Source organism: Actinokineospora sp. HUAS TT18, assembly GCF_051364635.1.
In the GTDB taxonomy this organism is placed as follows: Bacteria; Actinomycetota; Actinomycetes; order Mycobacteriales; family Pseudonocardiaceae; genus Actinokineospora.
On sequence record NZ_CP195645.1, the window covers coordinates 1175427 to 1190547 of the forward strand.

Annotated in this window: 14 protein-coding genes; 5 read left to right on the forward strand and 9 right to left on the reverse strand. The window is 72.4% G+C overall.

Going from position 1 to position 15121, the window contains the following annotated elements; all coding sequences use genetic code 11:
* Positions 1 to 582: 582 nt before the first annotated feature.
* The 3 genes from ACSHT8_RS05265 to ACSHT8_RS05275 are packed head-to-tail and all read left to right on the forward strand — an operon-like array spanning position 583 to position 6064.
* Positions 583 to 891 carry a hypothetical protein gene (locus ACSHT8_RS05265; RefSeq protein ID WP_436498233.1) on the forward strand — a complete coding sequence of 103 codons (309 nt, stop codon included), beginning with the start codon at positions 583 to 585 and terminating at the stop codon, positions 889 to 891.
* Entirely contained in the window at positions 888 to 3230 is a 2343-nt protein-coding gene (locus ACSHT8_RS05270; protein ID WP_436498235.1) for a PEP/pyruvate-binding domain-containing protein, read from the forward strand. Before ACSHT8_RS05265 ends, ACSHT8_RS05270 begins: the two co-directional genes overlap by 4 nt.
* Positions 3227 to 6064 (forward strand): alkaline phosphatase D family protein, encoded by a 2838-nt coding sequence (locus ACSHT8_RS05275; protein ID WP_436498237.1) that lies wholly within the window; start codon positions 3227 to 3229, stop codon positions 6062 to 6064. Before ACSHT8_RS05270 ends, ACSHT8_RS05275 begins: the two co-directional genes overlap by 4 nt.
* 3 nt (positions 6065 to 6067) lie before the next feature.
* Here the strand turns inward: ACSHT8_RS05275 and ACSHT8_RS05280 are convergent, their stop codons facing one another.
* From ACSHT8_RS05280 to ACSHT8_RS05310, 7 genes are all read right to left on the reverse strand, one after another.
* Positions 6068 to 6769, reverse strand: a complete 702-nt coding sequence (locus tag ACSHT8_RS05280; RefSeq protein WP_436498239.1) for a CPBP family intramembrane glutamic endopeptidase — start codon at positions 6767 to 6769, stop codon at positions 6068 to 6070.
* Positions 6770 to 6930: 161 nt separating this feature from the next.
* Positions 6931 to 8103 carry an AI-2E family transporter gene (locus tag ACSHT8_RS05285; protein ID WP_436498241.1) on the reverse strand — a complete coding sequence of 391 codons (1173 nt, stop codon included), beginning with the start codon at positions 8101 to 8103 and terminating at the stop codon, positions 6931 to 6933.
* 191 nt (positions 8104 to 8294) lie between these two features.
* On the reverse strand, positions 8295 to 8975 hold the full coding sequence (locus ACSHT8_RS05290) for a LiaF transmembrane domain-containing protein (RefSeq protein ID WP_436498243.1): 681 nt from the start codon (positions 8973 to 8975) through the stop codon (positions 8295 to 8297).
* Entirely contained in the window at positions 8972 to 9280 is a 309-nt protein-coding gene (locus tag ACSHT8_RS05295; RefSeq protein ID WP_436498245.1) for a DUF4342 domain-containing protein, read from the reverse strand. Before ACSHT8_RS05295 ends, ACSHT8_RS05290 begins: the two co-directional genes overlap by 4 nt.
* Positions 9281 to 9360: 80 nt before the next feature.
* Positions 9361 to 9564 carry a hypothetical protein gene (locus tag ACSHT8_RS05300; protein WP_436498247.1) on the reverse strand — a complete coding sequence of 68 codons (204 nt, stop codon included), beginning with the start codon at positions 9562 to 9564 and terminating at the stop codon, positions 9361 to 9363.
* Between the two features lie 120 nt (positions 9565 to 9684).
* Positions 9685 to 10302: a hypothetical protein gene (locus tag ACSHT8_RS05305; protein WP_436498249.1), complete on the reverse strand. Its 618-nt coding sequence runs from the start codon at positions 10300 to 10302 to the stop codon at positions 9685 to 9687.
* Positions 10299 to 11312, reverse strand: coding sequence for an anion permease (locus ACSHT8_RS05310; RefSeq protein ID WP_436498250.1), 1014 nt, complete (start codon positions 11310 to 11312; stop codon positions 10299 to 10301). The genes ACSHT8_RS05305 and ACSHT8_RS05310 overlap by 4 nt, the downstream gene beginning before the upstream one ends.
* A gap of 167 nt (positions 11313 to 11479) precedes the next feature.
* Between ACSHT8_RS05310 and ACSHT8_RS05315 the strand changes: the two genes are divergently transcribed.
* Positions 11480 to 12307, forward strand: coding sequence for a hypothetical protein (locus ACSHT8_RS05315; protein WP_436498252.1), 828 nt, complete (start codon positions 11480 to 11482; stop codon positions 12305 to 12307).
* Positions 12308 to 12470: 163 nt separating this feature from the next.
* Here ACSHT8_RS05315 and ACSHT8_RS05320 read toward each other — a convergent pair whose 3' ends face one another.
* Complete coding sequence (locus tag ACSHT8_RS05320; RefSeq protein WP_436498254.1) at positions 12471 to 13274, reverse strand: ribosome hibernation promotion factor; 804 nt, start codon at positions 13272 to 13274, stop codon at positions 12471 to 12473.
* A 418-nt stretch (positions 13275 to 13692) separates the two neighbouring features.
* Between ACSHT8_RS05320 and ACSHT8_RS05325 the strand changes: the two genes are divergently transcribed.
* Entirely contained in the window at positions 13693 to 14658 is a 966-nt protein-coding gene (locus ACSHT8_RS05325; RefSeq protein WP_436498255.1) for a DUF3048 domain-containing protein, read from the forward strand.
* Positions 14659 to 14676: 18 nt separating this feature from the next.
* On the opposite strand, the gene ACSHT8_RS05330 is transcribed toward ACSHT8_RS05325, so the two are convergent.
* Positions 14677 to 15102, reverse strand: a complete 426-nt coding sequence (locus tag ACSHT8_RS05330) for a CBS domain-containing protein (RefSeq protein WP_436498256.1) — start codon at positions 15100 to 15102, stop codon at positions 14677 to 14679.
* Between the last annotated feature and the right edge of the window lie 19 nt (positions 15103 to 15121).

The following is a 15121-nucleotide window of genomic DNA, read 5'->3' on the forward strand; positions in this document are numbered from 1 at the left end:
TCACAACCGACCCCTCGTCCGCCCGCGCGGCCGAATCGCGCGAGGACAACGACTTCACCGAAGGCCAATACGCACTCGACCCGCGGCGCGGCGACAACATCGTTGCGCCTGTCAGCACCGGAGAAAGGCGATGCGAGCCCGCGATCCCCTCGCCAAGTGGCCTCCTCCATGAGGATCAGACGCCAACGCCAGCCGTCACGGCACCTTGCGTCTGGCAAGCGCTTTCCCGAACCGTAGATCGTGGCACGGGGTGACGCAAGACCTACTTCCGCGTAAGATTGATCTATTGGATTTCCTGGCGAAGTAGGGTTCAGGCACGACGGCTCGGCGAATGCGGAAGCCCCGTGAGACGCCCCGTCAGTGGCCGGGGTCGATCGCCTGGCAGCGTCCAGGTCCTGAAACCGGCGCAGCCGAGCCTCCGCGTCGGCAAGGCGCTTCCGGGCCGCGTCTCCCGATGGCCGCTCATCCGCCTGTGACGCCACGAACGCCCGAACCGTTGAGGTACGGCCGACCGCGATGGTCCCGGCAAGTCGGGTCCAAAGACTGTCGGAGGCGCCACCGCCGACAGGTGACCGTAGGGCCATGATGCCGAGACACCGCGCCACCGCCGCACTCGTCCCCGCCGCACTGGTGACTCTGGTCGGGCTGGTCGAGGTGGCCCGTGAGCAGGACTGGGACCTGTTCACGATCTTCGTCGCCGCCCTGATCGGGCAGCTGGCCGCGTTCTGCTTCTTGGCGCTTGGCAGGCAGACCGTCCACGTGCGGGCGGATCTCGCGGTCTGGCTGCACGAGCACGCCGCGGCCACCGGTGAGCCCGCTGAGCGGATCGTCGACCGAGCCCTTGCTGAGCACCGGAGGAGCCTGGTGCCCGCCGAACGGAAGTCGCGATGACCGCCGTGGACACGGCGGCTTTCACCGCCGGGCTGGGATGCGGCGCTCCCCTGCTGAATCCCGTCGCGGGAGGGAAGGGCGCCGCTCTTGATCGTCTCGCGCGGTTGGGCTTCGCGGTCCCGCCGACCGCCATCGTCACCGCCGCGGCGTACCGCGCGGTGGCCGAGCACCCGGACCTGGCCGCGCTGTTGGCCCAACTGGCCGATCCACGCGCCGTGGTGCCCGCCGAGGTCGTCGACGAGGCGTTCCTGGCCGTCCCGGTGCCCGATGCGGTGGCCCGCTCGATCGTGGAGGCGGCCCGAGAGCTGGGCGGGCCGGTCGCGGTGCGCTCCTCGGCGACGGTGGAGGACACCGCCGCGGCCTCGTTCGCGGGCCAGTACCGCTCGACTCTCGACGTCGCGGGGGACGACGCGGTGCTGCGGGCCGTGCGCCTGACCTGGGCGTCGCTGTGGCACCCGGCGCCGCGTGCCTACCGTGCGATGTGGGGCATCGGCGGCGGCGGGATCGCCATGGCCGTGGTGCTCATGCGCATGGTGCCCGCGCGCACGGCCGGGGTCGCCTTCACCGTCGACCCGGGCGGCGCGGCGGATCTGGTTCGGGTCGAGTCCGTCGACGGGCTCGGCGAGTCCCTGGTCTCCGGCGAGCGGACCCCCTCGGTCTGGCTTGTGTCCCGTGACGGAGTCCACGACGCGCGGACGCCGCGGGTGATCCAGGCGGCCACCGATCTGGCGTTGCGGGTCGAGCGGTCCTGCGGCGCCCCGCAGGATGTCGAGTGGGCACAGGACGACGAGCGGCTCTGGCTGGTGCAGGCCCGGCCGATCACCGTGGCCGCGGCCGACCGGACCGACCCGTGCGACACGCCCGCGGACGGGAGTGAACTGACCACCAACGGCATCGGCGAGACCCTGCCCGGGGTGATCGCGCCGCTGGTGTGGGACGTCGCCTCCGTGCTGGTCGAGGAGGCGCTGCGGGACGTCCTCGACACACTGCGGGGGCTGCCCGCGGCGGACGGCTCACGGTTCGTCCGGCGGGTGCGCGGCCGCGCCGCTCTGGACCTCGACCTGCTGCGAGCCGCGGCCAGGATGATGCCCGGTGGCTCCGAGGCCGAGATCGAGCGCCAGTACTTCGGCGGTGCCGCTGGCGGTGCCGCGTCCCGCACGCGCGGTGGGCTGCGATCGCTGCCGCACGGGCTGCGCGCCGCTGCCGTGCGCAGGCGCTCCCTCGTGGAGGCCGAGGTCGTGATCGCGGCCACCGACGAGATCGTCGCCGCGCCGCCGCCGCTGTCCGGGCGACCGGACGACGACCTGCTGGCGTATCGGCGGCGGTTGATCGCCCTGGGCGGGCGGGCGATGACGGTGGAGCTGGCGGTCGCCGCCGCCGCCGTCGCGGCGTACCAGCAGCTGACGGAGTTCCTTGTCCCCCACCTCGGCGACTCGGTGGCGGCGTCGTACGCGCAGCGGGTCACCAGCGGCGCGGGCGCGTCCACAGCGCATCCGGCGACGATGTCCAGGTCGATCTTCGCAGGGCCGACGTGGGCTGAGGCGGGTCTACCCGCGCCCGGGCACGCGCCGCGCCATGGAGAGGCCAAGACCGCTCGCCGGGAGCTGGAACGGCGCCTGCGCGCCCTGCCCGGGTGGCGGCGGGTCCGGATGCTCACCGGCCAGATCGTCGACGTGCGGATGCACCTGCTCCGCAGGCTCGTCGACGACGCCGCCGACGGGCTGGCCCGCCGCGAACGGGTCAAGGCCGCGGTCCTCCTGCTCGGCGGCGAGGTTCGCCGGACGCATCTGGAACTGGGCGGCAGGCTCGTCGCGGCGGGTGTGCTCGAAGCGCCCACGCAGGTCGATCTGCTGCACGAAAGGGAACTGGCGGCCGCGCTGCGCGGCGCGGGCCCGCCGCCAGTCGAGGTGGCACACCGGGCGCGATGGCTGGGGCGGTGGCAGGGCGAGGGCCCTCTGCCGGTCAGGTTCACCGGATCACCCGACCTCGGCGTGGCCGCCGCCCCTGCAGGCGACGAACTCACCGGCTGGGCGGCGAGCCCTGGCAGGCACACCGGGCGGGCCCGGGTCGTCACCGACCCGGTGGACGCCGCCTTCGCGGAGGGCGAGGTGCTGGTCGCCGCGGCGACGGACGCGTCGTGGTCGCCGCTGTTCCTGCGGGCCGGGGCCATCGTCGTCGAGCGCGGCGGCCCGCTGTCGCACGCGGCCATCGTCGCCCGGGAACTGGGCGTGCCCGCGGTGCTGAACCTGCCCGGCGCCACTGCGGCCCTCGACGGCAGGCTGGTCACCGTCGACGGTGACGCGGGCACCGTGGTCATCCACCCCGGAGGGACGCGGTGAACCGCCGCCGGGGACGCGAGGACTGGCTGTCGGACTTCGACGTCACCCGCACACACATCTTCGTGCCCGCGATCATGGGCGCGGGCATCCTCGTCTCTCTCCTCACCCTGCTTCGCGACGCGCTCCACGGAAAAGGCGGCCCTGGGCGCGCGCGTCGGATCGAACTGGAGGCACGCGCGACCGCCAGGCACACGCTGACCGGTGACCCGGCCGGCAGCGCGCTTGTGGCGGGCCTGCGCCCGCGCGTTGGCTATCTGCTGGCCGCGTTGAGCTGCGGCGGGTTCGCCGTGTACGTCGTGATCGGCGCCACCGCGAACTATCTGCGCCGGGGCGGGTATGTCGCGGACATCGCGTGGCTGTGGGCGCTGTCGCTGTCGGTGGCCGCGGCGCTCGGCGGGGTCGCGGTGGTGTGCGCGGTGGCGTTCGCCCGGTGGCCGGAGGCCGCCCGGTGGGAGCTGCCGATGCTCGCGCACAGCCCGCTCGGCCAGTCGCCCGCGAAGCCGCGGGCGATGAGCACGCTGCTGCTCGGCTGGGCCGCCGCCTTCTGCGGCGCGGCCGCGGCGGTCTTCACCTTCGTGGTGGCCAGGGCGCCACACCGGCTGGAAGGGCTGGACGCCTGGGTGGCCGCGACGGCGCCCCGCCTGCCCGGCCTGGACCTGCTCGGTCCGTTCGATCCCCTCGGCCCGGTGCCGCTCTATCTGCCCGCGGTCGCGGTGATCGGTTTGTCCGCGACCCGATGCCTGGCTGTGCCGGTGGCCTACGCCGCGGCGGCGGCGAGCGGACTGCTGCTCGACTTCGCGCTCGACCTGCTGGTCCCGCGCGACCGACCGGTGGGCGCGACCGGCGACTCGTTCCCCAGCGGCCACGAGATCCAGGGTGCGGTCCTCATCGGTTTCGTGCCGCTGGCACTGCTCGTGCTGACCCGGCGCACCCGAGTGGCCTGGGCAGGTGCGGCACTGGTCACGGTGGCGGTGGGGGTTGCCGCGGTGGGCGCGCTGCACGGCGGAGAGCACTGGTGGTCCGACACCACGTCCGGGGCGTTGTGGGGCGCCACGCTGGCCGTGACCGGCTGGTGGGCGCTCGCCCATTCGCGCTGGCACCGGCGCTGCGCCGACTGCCCGCTGTCCGCGTCGCCGAACCACGGCCCACTCGGGCTGATCCGGCTGGCCCCGAGGACCGAACGCGCCATCCGGCTGGCGAGCCGGATGGCGGCGCCCGCCGCGATCGTCGTCTTCCTGGCGCTGGCCTGGTTCGTGGGGCTGCCGTCGAATCCGGAGGCCGACACCCTCGCCCCGCAGATCGCGGGTCCAGCCCAGCTCGCGCTGCTCGGGTTGGCGGCGGTGGGGTGGCTGGTGGCGCTGAAGGCGGAAGCCGTCGGCGCGACCATGCTCGCGCTCTCTGGCAGCGTGCTCGGCACGCTGGCCGCGCTGGCCTACCATCCGCTGGTCAGCCTGGTGGTCGCGGTTGTCTTCCTCGCGCCCGCGGCCGGGTTCTGGCTGGTGTGGCAGCGCGGGCGCACGATCCGCGCGATCACCGTCCTTGCCGTGAGTTCGGCGCTGCTGGTGAGCGGCACCTGGGTCGGGGCACTGGCGGTCTACGACAACTTCTACGGACCGGCGCACCCGGCGTCCTCCACGCCCGCGCTGCCCGCCGACCGGGTGCTGTGGGCGTGGGCGGGCGGCGTCACCGAACATGGCGCGACCGTCGTCGCCGAGGTCGCGGGCGGGTCCCGCCAGGCGCGGCTGCGCGTGGAGCCCGCGGCCGGGGACGGACCGGTCGTGATGTCGCCGACGGCCGACGTGGGTGACGACGGGGTCGTGCGGATGGTGGTCGACGGGTTGGCGCCGGGGACCGTTCACCGCTATCGGATCGAAGTGGACGGACACGCCGATGGTGCCCGCGGCGTGGGCGAGCTGCGAACGGCGGGGGCCACGTCGGTGACCGTGGCGTTCGGGGCGTGCGCCCGCACGGGATCGAACGGCGCGGTCTACGACGCCATCAGGGATTTGCGCCCCGATCTGCATGTCGCCACCGGAGACCTGCACTACGGCAACCCGGACACTCCCGACATCAGCCGCTTCGCCGGCTTCTACCGGCGAACCCTGACCGCGCCCGCGCAGGCGGCGCTCTACCGAAGCGTGCCGGTCGCCTACATGTGGGACGACCACGACTACGGGCCCAACGACGCCGACGCGAGCGCGCCGACCCGCTCGGCCGCCCGCGCCGCCTATGACCGGTATGTGCCGCACTACCCGCTCCCTTCGGGACCGGGCGGGGCGATCAACCAGGCGTTCACGCTGGGCCGAGTCCGGTTCGTGCTCACCGACACCCGCTCGGAGCGGACGGCCGAGTCGATGCTCGGCGACCGCCAGCTCGCCTGGCTGCGGCACGAGCTCGTGACCGCGAGCCGGGAGCACTCCGTCGTGATCTGGGTGAATCCCGACCCGTGGATCGCGCGCGCCGACCCGACGGCTGACGACTGGGGCGGGTACCCCGAGGAGCGCCGTTTGCTGGCCGACACGATCGCCGACGCGGGGATCCGCAACCTGGTCATGGTCAGCGGTGACGCCCACATGGTCGCCATCGATGACGGCACGAACACCGACTACAGCACCAGCGGCCACCCTGGTTTCCCGCTGCTGCACGCTGGGGCGCTGGATCGTCCCGGCGGGGTGAAGGGCGGCCCGTACAGCGGGGGCGTGTTCCCGGGGGCGGGCCAGTTCGGCACGGTGGCGGTGACCGACACGGGGGCGTCGGTCGAGGTGACGTTGACTGGACGCGACTGGCGCGGCGTGGTGCTGACCGAGCACCGGTTCTCCGTTCCCGCGCGCTGACCTCTAGGCCGCGGCGGCCCAGAGCAGAGCGGAGACGAGAACTCCGAGTCCGTTGGTTGCCCAGTGCAGTCCGGCTGAGGCCAGCACGCTGCCGCTGCGTCGGCGCAGTTCGGACAGCAGGACCCCCGCGAGCCCGGTGAACAGCACTGTGCCCGCCACGACGAGGAGTTGGGCGCGGACGTCGGTGCCGACGGCCGACCCCAGCGCGACGTTCTGTGTGCTGAGCCGAAGCGCCGGAACGATGTGCCAAAGCCCGAACAGCGCTGAGGACAAGCCGATGGCCCAGGCGGTGCCGAGACGGCCGCGCAACATCGCGGGCAGCACGCTGCGGAAGGCGATCTCCTCGATGAGGATCGTGTGCACGGGGATCAGCACCAGCGCGAGCAGCAGCGCCTTGCTCAGGGCCATGTCGTAGCGGACGTCGGCGAACGCGGAGCTCGTCATCGGCAGCAGCGCCCCGACGGTGTAGACCAGCGCGACGAGCGATATCGCCACTCCGCCGTAGAGCGCTCCTCTTCGCCAGGTCTCGCGAGCGAAGCCAAGATCGTGCCAGGACAGTCCGTGCGAGCGCGCGAGCCCGAGCAGCACCACCGCGACGGCGGGTCCGATGAACGGGGCGAGCCCACCGGACACGAACAGGGGCGTGACGTTGACCCCGGCCAGCATCGCCAACGCGGCCAAGAGGAAGAGCCATCGGTGGCGCACGGCGGCGGACGTGGGGCGGAGCGGGATCGCGGTGTTCGCTATACCGTCAGTCTACGCGGTCGACAGGTACCCGCGGCGGGATCGAGTCCGCGGCCCGCCACGGCCGTCGGGTGGGACCTGGAACGCGCACCAGGTGGCTCGTCACGTGTCTCGCTGTGTGCTCAGTGTCTGGCGGAACCCGCTCGCGTCACCACACGCCACAGTCTCCGCAGGACCCCGGGGCGCGGAGTCTCCGGTGTCGTCGCGCCGCGCGGGTCGAGCGCCGCGCGGATCACCAGCACCACCGGCACGGCGAGCAGCGCTCCGACGATCCCGGCCAGCACGACACCGACGGCGATGGCGAACACCACGGCGAGGGGATGCAGCCGGACGGCCCGCCCGAGCAGGAACGGCTGCAGCACCTCGCCCTCGAGTTCCTGGACGGCGACCGAGAGCAGCAGGGTCATCAGCGCGGTCACCGGGCCACCGGAGACCAGGGCGACCAGCACCGCCACGAACCCGGCGAAGAACGCGCCGACGTAGGGCACGAACGCGGCGAGGAAGACCAGTGACGCCAACGGGACCACCATCGGCACACCGATGACGAGCAAGCCGATGCCGATCGCCACCGCGTCCACCGTCGCCACGACCACGGTCGCCCGCGTGTAGCCGCCGAGGGAACCCAGTGCGAGCCGCCCGGCATCGTCGACCCGCGTCCGCATCCTGCCGGGCACCACGGTCAACAGCCAGGCCCAGATCCGTTCGCCCTCGTAGAGGAAGAAGAACAGAGCGAACAGGGTCAGGACGAGTCCGGCGAGCGCCGCGCCGATGACCGCGGCGGTGGTCGACGCGCCGCTGACGATCCGCTCGGCCTGTCCGCCGATCACGCTGATCAGGTTGTCGACAGCGGCGTCCACTTGGCGCTCGCTCAGGTCGAGCGGGCCGTTGACCAGCCAGTCGCGGATGGAGACCACACTGTCGCGCAGGGCACCACCGAGATCGCCCGCACCGGTGATCAGCGCGTTCACGGTGAGGGTGAACAGCCCACCCAGAACGCCCAGGGAACCGATCAGGACCAGAGCCGCGGCCAGCCATCGTGCACAGCCGCGGCGGACCAGCCACCGGACCGCGGGCGCGAGCAGCGACGCCAGCAGGACCGCGATGGCCAACGGGATGAGCACCGCGGCCAACGCCAGCACCACCTGGATCGCCACGTAGCCGATCGCCAGGAAGATCAGCACAGCGGCGCCGACCCACACCAGCCTGCGCGCACGCGCGCTGTCCTCGGTCGGCTTCCCGTCGCCGGGAATCGCGTCGCGGCGTTCGAGTGATTGCGGCGAACCGGGTCGCACCATCACGTGCCTCCTTCCACGCCGGACGCCGGCCCGGTGCCGTCTATGTGTTCCACGATGAGGCCATGGAGGACAGTGCGGGCTCCCGCTCCCCGTGGTACTCGGCGCAGGCTCGCCCACCGGTTCCACCGACGCTGCGACCCTCCGCCACTGTCGGCCCACCCCGTCCGGATCCCCGCTCTCGTCGCGGGTGGTCAGCCGTCGGCCGCGGCGCGGCCCGAAGGCGTGTCGATGACATCGACCGCGCCGAAGACCGCGGTCGCGTTGACCTTGAGGAGCGGCGCGTCCTCTGGCAGTGAACCGTTGCCCGAGGTCTTGTCCTCGTAGCCGCCGAAGATCGGCAGCCCGCCGACGGACACCCGCCACCCCTTGGGCACCAGGACGTCGACGCCGCCGAAGAAGGCGAACGCGTCCACTGTGGCGGAACGGTCGATGTGCGCGTCGCGCAGGTCCAGGGTGGCACCGCCGAAGACGGCCGAGACGGTGCTGTGTTCGAAGTGCTCACCGTGCTCGGTGGACTTGGCCTCGCCGAACAGGGCGACCGGCGTCCGCGACAGGTGGTCGTGGGTGCGGTGCCTGCCCACACTGGCCAGCACGACGACGCCGATGACGATGAGCAGCACCGGGCCGATCAGGTCCTCGTCGGCCCAGTCGTTGGTGTCCGCCAGCAGGATCAGGCCCAAGCCGGTGACCACGGCGGGCCCGAGGGAGACCCTGCCCTGGGTGAGCATGGCGACCACGCCGAGCCCGCTGAGCGCGGCGGGCCACCAGCGGCCGACAGTCGTGCCCGCGTCGAGCACGTCGAGCGCGTCGAGGGCGAGCAGTGTCCCGAGGACCAGCAGCACCACGCCGATCCACAGCCGCACTGGTTTCATGACCGGTCCCCCGGTTCGGTCCCGGGTTCGCTCGCGGCGGTGTCCGCCGCGGGCTCGACTCTGATCGTGCAGTGGCTCGCGAGCGCGGCCAGCGCCCCGAGCGCCGTAGCCACCGGCGCGACGACCGCGGCGACGACACCCGCGTTCACGGGCAGCTTCGCCACCGTCTCACCGCCGCTGTTCCGCACGACGATGCGGCGGACATTGCCCTGGTGGACAAGCTTTTTGGCATCCTCGACCCAAGTCTGCCCACTCAGCAGCACCGCGGCGCGCCGCTCGTTGGCGGCTTCCTGGTCCAGTGTCATGACGCGTCTCCTCGCTGTGTGTCCTTCACCCGGTCCGACCGGGCTGTCCCGAATGTGCCGCCGCGCGGTCGTGCGGCGGCTCAGTGGCAGGCGTGGCCGTCCCAACCGGCGTATCCGGTGTGCGTTCCCGGGTTGTGGTCGCCGTGGAAGCCCATCACCCGCGCGCAGGTCGAAACGTGGTCGCCGAACTCCTGGCCGGTGCCTGCCTGCGCGGCCCCGACGCCGGGCACCACGAGGGTGGCGATGGCGATCACGGCCGCGACCAGGGTGGTCTTCCTGTTCATGGTGCGTCCTTTCGGCTGCTGGTCATTGGGATCAGCAAAGCCGCGTGGACGGCCCGAGGCGGAGAGTCGAAGGGCCGGGGTCACCGGGACCAAAGCAGCATTGGCCGTTCACAGCCGCCGCTACTGGGACTTGCACACCGCGTACCAGGTACGCCTGGCGACGAGTTCACAGCGGCGGGCCAGGTGATCGGCACGTTGGTAGAGCTCGCGTCTGCGGACCTCGCGGCGGAGGTCGGGTTCGTTCTCCAGGTCGGCGATCGCGGCACGGTAGGCGTGTTCTACGGTGGCCAGGTTGTCGATCGCCTGGTCGGCGTATCCGGCCGCGGCGGTGTCCGGCAACGCGCGCAGCGCCCGGCCGAGTGGATCGCGGATCATCTCGGTGGCGACGACCATGTCCCGCAGCGGCGGGTCGGGCGGGGTGGCGGACAGGTCCGCCTCGCGGACCAGTGCGTAGGCGGACTCGGCCTGTTCACCCAGCCGCTCCCCCAACTCGAAGATGTCCTCGGCTTCAAGTGGGGTGCTGAAACTCGCGCGGACGGCCGCGTGCAGGTCCCGGCGCTGAGCCTGTTCGGTGAGGACGAGTTCGCGCAACCGCGGGACGGCGCGTTCGGCGGCGATGTCGCCGCGCACCCACCGACCGACGACCTCCAGGACTTGGTCGACTGTGTCCAGTTGGGACCGGAGCAGCGCGAGCACGTCACGTGAGGACGGAAGGAACCACGCTTTCAACGGTTTCATGTCAGCCACCTCCAGACTGGGAACGCCGCGGCCGCGATGAGCGCGGTGATCGGCAGGGTGAGCAGCCACGCTGAGGCCATCTCGCGGACGACGGCCCAGTGCACGTGGTGGACACGCCGAGCGGCACCGACTCCGACGACGCTCGCCGCGACGACGTGCGTGGTGCTGATCGGGGCGCCGACCGCGGCGGCGGCGAGGATCACCGCGGCTGACCCGCCTTGGCTGACGAGGCCGTCGAGCGGGCGCATCCGGTAGACCCCGCGGCCGATGGTGCGCACGATGCGCCAGCCGCCGAACGCGGTGCCGACGGTCAGGCAGCCCGCCGCGGCGAGCCGGACCCAGATCGGGACGTCGAAAGTGGACAGTTGGCCGCCTGCGAACAGCAGCAGGGTGATCACGCCCATGCTCTTCTGCGCGTCGTTGGCGCCGTGGCTGAAGGCCAAGGCGAGCGCGGTACCCCACTGGGCTCGGCGCACGTGGACCTCCGCGCGGCTGGGTGCGTGGCGCAGCACCCGCCAGGCCGCGGACGCGCCCGCCCAGCCGACCAGCGCCCCCAGCGCCGGGGAAACTGCCAGTGCGGCGAGCACACCGAGGACGCCGACGGGTCGCGCGCCGTCGAAGCCGCCCCAGAGCACACCGGCCGTGCCCGCGCCCGCGACACACGCACCGACCAGGCCACCGACCAAGGCGTGCGAGGAACTTGACGGCAGCCCGAACCACCAGGTCGCGAGGTTCCACGCGATCGCGCCGGTCAGTGCCGCCCCGACCGCGGGCAGGACGATGGCGTTGGGCAGGATGACGACGCCGCCGACGGTGTCGGCGACGGCGGTGCCTGCCAGCAGTGGTCCCGCGACGTGGCCCGCGGTGGCCAGCGCCAGTGCGTGCCCCGGTCGGGCTGCCCTGGTCGCGACCAGCGCGGCGATCGAGTTGGCCGAGTCATGGAATCCGTTGGTCAGGTCGAACGCGAGCGCCACGGCGATCGCGACGACCAGTGCGAACTCGACCCCCATCGGCACCGCCTCCTCTCGTCGGCGACGCTCGCCGCGGGACTGGCGTGTTGGCAGTGCCCGAGGTCCCGGTCGGAGGGGTACTCGGCCTCTCCCGCGCCCGCGGAAACGGCGGACAGTCATGGACGATGGCCACGGGCCGACGTGGCGAGCGTGGGGAGGGCTGTGCGATGGCCGAGTTCGAAGGGACCGCGGGTCCACGGCGCCGCGGACTCGCGGTGGCGGCGGCGATTCTCGCGGCCCTGGTCGTCGTCGCGGTCGCGACCGTCATCCTGCTCGACCGCGACGACACCGCCGCGCCGCCGACGTCCACCACGCAGGCGCCGACGACAACGGCCGGGACCAGTTCGAGTGCGACCACGGCCGACTCCACAAGCCAGGCGTCCGCCCAGTTCCGCTACCAGCCGCTCTGGCCGTTCGCCGCGGTGGCCGACGCCGAGACGTGGCAGCGTGAATACCGTGCGGGCGGCCACGCTCCGTGGCACCTGGACGCGGGCATGACCGCACTGGGGTTCACCACCGGCTACCTCGGCTTCACCGGTGTCTCCGTGGTCGTGACGAGCTCGGTCACCGGAGACGAGGCGCTGGTGACGGTGGGCTACCCGATCGAGGGCCGCGCGCCGGGGGTGGCCGCGGTGCTGCACCTCTCGAAGATCGGTGTCGGGGCGGACGCACCGTGGGAGGTCGTCGGCACCAAGGACACGACCCTGTCGCTGACCCAGCCCGGCTACGGCGCGAAGGTGGCGTCACCGGTCGCGGTCGGCGGCCGGATCACGGGGGTGGACGAGAGCATCCGGGTCCAGGTGCGCGCGGGCACGGCGCAGACCCCGCTCGGTGAGGCGTGCTGTCTCCCCGCGGGCGGTGAGAACACGCCATGGTCCACTTCGGTCACCTTCAGCGGCGCGCCCTCGTCGGCGCTGACCGTTGTCGCCTCGACCGGAGGGCACTACACCGACGTCGAACGGTTCGCCGTGACCGCGGTGCGGGCGAACAGGTGACAGGATCGCGAACCGTCGTCTGTGGACCCTGTCGGCGAGGCGAAGCGCAGTCAGGACTTGACGCGGGTCACCTCGCCCGCGGTGCGACTCTTGACTCGGCCGACTGCCCCCGGGACCGTCTGGTCACGCGGCGCCGCACGGTCGATGTCCTGCCCCGCCTGCGTCAGCTCGCCGGGGAGAGCAGACCGTAGTGGCCGTCGTAGCGGTGGTACAGCACATGGCCGCGGGCATGCTCCCCCTCCAGGAAGAACAGGAACGGCGAGCCCGTCGCCTCCAGTCGCGCGACCGCTTCGTCCGTGCTGAGCAGCGGGGCCGGGTGGTAGCTCATGGTCACCGGGACCGAGAACGGACTCAGCTGCCCGGTGGGCGCGGGGTCGACCTGGGCAAGGCGGTACCCGGTCGGGCCCGCGCGGTACAGCACGCTGTCCTGTCCAGTGCCCGCCTCGGTGAACAGGTGGAAGTCGTAGTCCATGAGGTCGAGTTCGAAGGCAGCCTCGTCGAGGGTGATCCGCGCCGGGGTGAAGGACTTGTGCCGGACGATCTCCCGCTCCTCTGGCGGACGCGGGAACCAGCCGGGCCGGTGCGCGGGCACCGCGCCGCGCCGCCACTCGTGCGGCTCGGCGGAGGGTGACGCGCCCCGCCTGGCCTCCCAGTGCCGGGCCGCCCGCTCCAGCGAGCCTCGCAGCCGGGCCGCGACGACGTCCACCGCCTCGCGGGTCGTCGGTCCACTGGCGACCACTCGGATCAGCCTGCCGTTGACGTCGAGGTTCACCTGCACCGTCACGGGACGCTTCACCGCCGGGTCCTGGTACCTGGTCAGCCGGACGCGGGCGGACAGCACCGGTTCGTGGGCGAGCGGGAGGACGGCGGAGACCTTCTCCCGCGCGTAGTCCGCCGCCCCCATCGGGAACGTGCCGTGTTCCGACACCCGCACCTCAGGGGTGGATACCTGCTTGTGCCTGCTCATCAATCCTCCTCACGACCCTGTCGCCCGTCACGCCAGGACGGCGACCAGCACGACACCGACCGGAAGACGCAGGCCAGTGCACACGCCCACCCTGGCAATCCGCGGATCCATCGAATGAGGCGCATAGGTCACCGTGGGCTCAGGCAGGCGGCCACAAGCAGTGCCTTTCGGCTCGGAGGAGCGGGACATAGGGACCAGGGTGGCGTGCCTCGACGGGTTGCACTCAGTGCGGACCGCCTCGACGGGCCGGCGGAGGGAGGCCACCATCGGGAGGTGAACAGGAACTCGGTCGGACGGATCGGTCTCGCGCGCGAGTGGAGTCCGGTGGCCTCGTAGGCAAGGGACTTCGCGCACTGTGCCTGCCGCCCCGGCGCGGACGACCCTCGAATCCCACTCATCGCCGACCCGGGAGGAACCGATGAACGGCAAGGCGCGCCTGTGGCTGTTGGCGCTCGTCCTGGCCGTTGTCGCGGTCACCACTGCTGTCGTTGTCCTGGTAGCCACGCGCGGAACGGTCGAGCCGGGCACGGCGGACCCGCCCATGACGACCACGTCGGAGACGCCGACACCGCCGTCCGCACCGGTACTCGCGGTCAAGATCGACAATGTGGGACAGGCGCGGCCACAGACCGGCCTGTGCGACGCGGACATCGTCTACGTCGAACCCGTCGAGGGCGGCCTCACCCGACTGCTCGCGCTGTACCTCGACGAATGGCCGGAGACCGTCGGACCGGTCCGCAGCGCGCGGCGTACCGACATCGGGTTGCTCGCCCAGTACGGAAAGCCGGTGTTCGCCTATTCCGGGGCGGCGCCCGAGTTGCTGCCCGTGCTCGCCGCCGCCGACCTGGTCCACTCCTCGCCCAGCGAAGTCCCGCGTTCCTACTTCCGCGGCGGCGACCACGCGGCCCCGCACAACCTCTACCTGCGGCCGTCGACCCCGCCGACCACCGCGCGACCACCTGGGCAGCGGCCGCTGGAGTTCGGCTCCGCGCCGTCGTCGGGGACACCCACAGACAGGCACAGGGTGGACTACCCCGCCGCAGGCTACGTCTTCGACTGGTCGGCCGAGTCGAACAGATGGGCGGTATCGATGGACGGCAGGCCGCTGACGTCGACCGAGTGCGGCCCGCTCAGCGCGGCGACCGTGGTCGAGCAGCGGGTCAAGGTGACCACCGACGAGATCATCGAGGACAGCAGCGGCGCGCGGTCGCCCGTCGTGGCCGCCGTCGGGGGCGGCGCTGCCACCGTCCTGCGCGACGGCGGCCGGTTCACCGCGACCTGGTCGCGGCCTGAGGCGTCCGCGCCGACTCGGTTCCACACTGGCGACGGCGGGTCACTGCCGCTGGCGGGCTCCCCCGTCTGGATCCTGCTCGCGCCTGAATGAGCCCAGACGTGGTGCCCGTCATGGCGTCGACATCCCGCGCCCAACAGCAGGCAAGTCGCTTCGGCGCACCACGCCGACCAGTACGCCCCGGTGGTCGACGACGAACAGCACGGGAACACCCGCTTCGACCAGTCTGCGCTCCACGAGGTCGAGGGGGTCGTCGACGCGGACGGTCGGCGCGGGCGAGATCGCCAGGTCGGGCGAGGAGAGCGCGGTCGCGCCGCGGTTGCGGCCTTTGCGCGCGCGGCGGGCGAACCACCACCGCGACCCGGCCGAGGAGTCCACTTCGGACACGACGCCGAGCAGCGTGCCCGCGATGTCGACCACGGCCGCCACGCCTGCCCGGCTCCGCGCCAACGCCGCGACGGCGTCGGCGTACGGGGTACCGGGAAGCACAGTCGCCGTCGGCTGGGCCATCACCGTCGCCGCGGTCAGTTCCCGCATCACAGCCTCCGAAGTCGCC

What these genes read in the sequence shown, in the direction of transcription:
- ACSHT8_RS05265 (WP_436498233.1), top strand. Translation starts at nt 583, where the DNA reads ATGATGCCGAGACACCGCGCCACCGCCGCACTCGTCCCCGCCGCACTG.
- ACSHT8_RS05270 (WP_436498235.1), top strand. Translation starts at nt 888, where the DNA reads ATGACCGCCGTGGACACGGCGGCTTTCACCGCCGGGCTGGGATGCGGC.
- ACSHT8_RS05285 (WP_436498241.1), bottom strand. Translation starts at nt 8,103, where the DNA reads ATGGTGCGACCCGGTTCGCCGCAATCACTCGAACGCCGCGACGCGATT.
- ACSHT8_RS05290 (WP_436498243.1), bottom strand. Translation starts at nt 8,975, where the DNA reads ATGAAACCAGTGCGGCTGTGGATCGGCGTGGTGCTGCTGGTCCTCGGG.
- ACSHT8_RS05295 (WP_436498245.1), bottom strand. Translation starts at nt 9,280, where the DNA reads ATGACACTGGACCAGGAAGCCGCCAACGAGCGGCGCGCCGCGGTGCTG.
- ACSHT8_RS05300 (WP_436498247.1), bottom strand. Translation starts at nt 9,564, where the DNA reads ATGAACAGGAAGACCACCCTGGTCGCGGCCGTGATCGCCATCGCCACC.
- ACSHT8_RS05305 (WP_436498249.1), bottom strand. Translation starts at nt 10,302, where the DNA reads ATGAAACCGTTGAAAGCGTGGTTCCTTCCGTCCTCACGTGACGTGCTC.
- ACSHT8_RS05310 (WP_436498250.1), bottom strand. Translation starts at nt 11,312, where the DNA reads ATGGGGGTCGAGTTCGCACTGGTCGTCGCGATCGCCGTGGCGCTCGCG.
- ACSHT8_RS05315 (WP_436498252.1), top strand. Translation starts at nt 11,480, where the DNA reads ATGGCCGAGTTCGAAGGGACCGCGGGTCCACGGCGCCGCGGACTCGCG.
- ACSHT8_RS05320 (WP_436498254.1), bottom strand. Translation starts at nt 13,274, where the DNA reads ATGAGCAGGCACAAGCAGGTATCCACCCCTGAGGTGCGGGTGTCGGAA.
- ACSHT8_RS05325 (WP_436498255.1), top strand. Translation starts at nt 13,693, where the DNA reads ATGAACGGCAAGGCGCGCCTGTGGCTGTTGGCGCTCGTCCTGGCCGTT.
- ACSHT8_RS05330 (WP_436498256.1), bottom strand. Translation starts at nt 15,102, where the DNA reads ATGCGGGAACTGACCGCGGCGACGGTGATGGCCCAGCCGACGGCGACT.